This window comes from Paenibacillus sp. P4_E11, assembly GCF_056401635.1.
In genome coordinates this window covers 1-3,337 of the sequence record NZ_JBFUIX010000262.1, presented here as the reverse complement: position 1 = coordinate 3,337, position 3,337 = coordinate 1, and the positions used below count along the sequence as shown (strand labels likewise).

The window sequence follows — 3,337 nt, the reverse complement described above, 5'->3', positions numbered from 1 at the left end:
GCTTGATACGCATTCCCAGACGTTCCGGGTTGAGCTGTCCCGCAGCCGCCATCTGATCCAAGAGCACCAGCGCCTTATCGGTCTTATCCAGACTGTCAGCCAATTGTCTCAATTGAAGGCGCAATGAAGTCAATTCATTACGGAGCTCCGGCAGAACACCGACTTCAATCGCTGTTGGCGTGGACATCGTATTCCCAATCGTGCGGGCCACCACTTTCTCACCAGCCTGCACAAGTCCGCCGATGATTAAGCCTTTGGCCCCCTTGCATACAATATTACGACCTGCACGAATCTGAGAATGCATCACGCTGTGGGCCACAATAATATCTTGGCCTGTCTCAACCTGAGCATCCTGAATGAACGCGCTCTTCACATTCACTCCGGCACGGATCATGCCTTTGTTATGACCAAGAATACCCGCAGTGATCTCAATGGAACCGACCGCCTCAAGCTCGGCGCTCTCCACGCCCCCTATAATGCGAATGTCTCCAGCAGCCTTCACTTTAAAACCCGGCAACACATTTCCTCGGATAACGACCGTCCCGAAGAAATCGATATTCCCGATTCGGTAGTCGACGTCGCCATTTACTTCATAGATCGGGAATACATTGATTTTCCCTCGATCGGTGATCGAGATCATCCCGTCCATTGCCGCATACAGCGCAAGCTGATCGGCATCAGCCACCACATTTTTCCCAATCTTGAATCGGGCTTCCTTGCCGTTCTTCGCTTCAATCACTTCGCCTGTAACCGCTTTCCCAGGCATTCCGTCTTGCGCTAGAAGTCGTTCAGCTACCAATTGTCCCTTGCGCACATTCAGAATCCGGGAAATCTCTTTGAAGTCTACCGTCCCGTCTTCCATTTCGAGCGGCTTCTTACTTGCGAAGTCACCGTCGTAGAGCATCCGGATCTCGCCATCTTTTCCCGCAACAGGACGTTCCCCTTCTGCAATCAGTGTTTGTAGGCCTGCAAATCTCCTCGGGCTTTCCGCGATCTGCTGCAGGATGCCTAATTTCACTCCGAACCTGACACGGTAGCGGCTTAGCAGTTCCACCAAGTCCTCCTGTGTGCAAGTGATTGGTTCGGCCATCGGCTGAATTAGCAAGTACGCGCTAATCCTGTCATCCGAAAGCTCCACAGTCATCCATTGTTCTACAGCATTGTCACTGGACAATCCAAATTCCTCCTCCCCGCATCAGTCTTGAAGCAGTTGGTTCTTCCATCTGCCAAGCGATCCTCGCAACCGCAGAATCGCCTTGGAATGAAGCTGTGAAATCCGAGAGGGAGATAAGGCCATCACCTCTGCAATTTCACTTAACGATAGCTCTTCATAATAGAACAGCGATACAACCGCTCTTTCTTTCTCGGTTAATTTCTCAATCGCTTTAGCAAGCGACTCTTTTAAGAAATACTCATTAACCTTATATTCAGGGTTTTTAGCTTTTTCGTCAATCATTAACGACAATCGGGTTTCGGATTCTTCATCCTTGATCGGATCGTCGAACGAACAAACGGTCGTAATCGAGATTTCCTGCAACATTTGCTGGAATTCTTTCTCGGTGATTTGCAGGTAGGAGCTGATCTCACTATCCGTTACCGACCGCAAGTACTCCTGCTCCAGTTTTTGATAGGCATCTTCAAGCTTCTTGGCTTTCTCCCTAATCGACCGAGGTACCCAATCCCCTTGACGTAGTCCATCAATGGTAGCACCTCGAATCCGCCATGACGCATACGTCTCGAACTGAAGCCCACGTTCATAATCGAACTTCTCTACTGCATCGATTAACCCCAACATCCCATAGCTGCATAGATCGTCCCGGGAGATGTTCTTGGGTAAGCCGATGAGAAGGCGATTCACGACATAATCAACCAAGGGCAAATATTGTTCGATCAACATTTGCTTCGCGGAAAGTAAACCTTCCACTTTCCACGTCTTCCATAATTCCAAATTGGATAGATGGGATTGCTTTTGTTGGATCATTCTTACCGCACTCCTTACTCTTCAGTGAGGCGTCGCAACGCTTGGGCGAGCTCTTCAGGTTCACCAGGAATGGTAGTGAGCTTCTTCGGTTTGAGGAGTGTAAAGTCCTCACTAGACGAATCGGCCCCGTTCATGTTGTCTTTCAACAACTGATTCAATTCGTCCTGATTCCCAGGTGTGACAGAATCAACGGCAGCGCCTCTTCCTTCCTCCGAGACTTTCGAATGGTCCACCGTTTCCTGGATTTGTTTCAATCCTGCCAATGTTCCAAGCACCCAGCGCATTGCGAAGCCAACTCCGAACATGATGATAAAGCCATAGAAACTGTGCAACAGAGTAGTGGTAAAAAAGTTATMGCTGACTGAGAGCAGGAACGTGAATACGAACCCAAATGCACYTAACAACAAATTCCAACGAATGGTTCCAATCATCAAATTTCCTTTACTCCTTGTTGTACGGTTCGTAAAACAAGCACACCCGTATCATTATAAAATTCGATCGTACGACCGAAATTGCCCCCCGTATCTTCTGCCTTAATAGGGATGGCGGCTTGCAGTAGAATCGCCTTACAAGCTTCCACATTGCGCGGGCCGATTCGCATCGTGTCGTGCGTACCGACAAAAGCAAACATCTGCGCTCCACCTGCAAGCTTGGCTTCCATTCTGGACTGCGACGCTCCGAGCTTCAACATTCTGTTCAGCAGTTCCGGAATCGCGGTATCCGCATACTTGGCTATATTCAACGTTCCTTCTTTGGCAATATCCGAAGAAGGTAGCATCACATGAGCCATTCCTGCGATCTTAGTTTTTGGATCATAGAGGGTAAGGCCCACGCACGAACCCAATCCAGTCGTTTTCAATGTTCCAATAGACTGGAGTATGTTCAGGTCTGCCATTCCTACCTTAACGATGAAGTCAGTAGTCATTCGAGTGGCACTCCCAAGGACAGGAACAGTTTGTTGAACGCTTCTGGATCTGGAATGAAGAAGAAGTGACCTTCGACTTGATCCGAACCTTCGAGAAATTGCGTGTCGATAAAGAGGGCGTGGTCCCCCATCTCACCATACTGCAGCAGTCCGTAACTAATGATGGCGCCGAGCATGTCGATCGCTAACGCCGGTACGGTTGGGATCATATTCAAACGAGTGAAGTCCGATAACGACGACAAGTAGGAGCCAGCCAATATATTCCCAATTTCACTCAACGCGGATAGTTCCATCTCGGAATAAGAGCCTTCCTGTTCCACTTCAATTCCGGCAAAATTGGAAAGCAGCCTCTTGGCAGATTCGGGAGTAAAGAAGAAGAACATGTTGCCAGGAACTTCACCCACAACTCGTAGGAATACAGCCAGCACCAC

5 protein-coding genes are annotated in these 3,337 nt (G+C 48.9%); all 5 read right to left on the bottom strand.

The window, feature by feature from the left end:
- Positions 1 to 1,174: DUF342 domain-containing protein (locus AC1DWB_RS32500; RefSeq protein ID WP_477545234.1), on the bottom strand; the 1,174-nt coding region annotated here is incomplete at its 3' end.
- A gap of 21 nt (positions 1,175 to 1,195) precedes the next feature.
- Positions 1,196 to 1,981 (bottom strand): FliA/WhiG family RNA polymerase sigma factor, encoded by a 786-nt coding sequence (locus AC1DWB_RS32495; protein WP_477545233.1) that lies wholly within the window; start codon positions 1,979 to 1,981, stop codon positions 1,196 to 1,198.
- A 14-nt stretch (positions 1,982 to 1,995) separates the two neighbouring features.
- Entirely contained in the window at positions 1,996 to 2,415 is a 420-nt protein-coding gene (locus tag AC1DWB_RS32490) for a hypothetical protein (RefSeq protein ID WP_477545232.1), read from the bottom strand.
- Complete coding sequence (locus tag AC1DWB_RS32485; protein ID WP_477545231.1) at positions 2,412 to 2,906, bottom strand: chemotaxis protein CheD; 495 nt, start codon at positions 2,904 to 2,906, stop codon at positions 2,412 to 2,414. Before AC1DWB_RS32485 ends, AC1DWB_RS32490 begins: the two co-directional genes overlap by 4 nt.
- Positions 2,903 to 3,337 (bottom strand): chemotaxis protein CheC (locus AC1DWB_RS32480; protein WP_477545230.1); only part of this gene is annotated, 435 nt, incomplete at its 5' end. The genes AC1DWB_RS32480 and AC1DWB_RS32485, both read right to left, overlap by 4 nt.

Bases quoted from the DNA above. Each gene is read 5' to 3' on its own strand.
- AC1DWB_RS32495 (WP_477545233.1), bottom strand. From the start codon at position 1,981: ATGATCCAACAAAAGCAATCCCATCTATCCAATTTGGAATTATGGAAG.
- AC1DWB_RS32485 (WP_477545231.1), bottom strand. From the start codon at position 2,906: ATGACTACTGACTTCATCGTTAAGGTAGGAATGGCAGACCTGAACATA.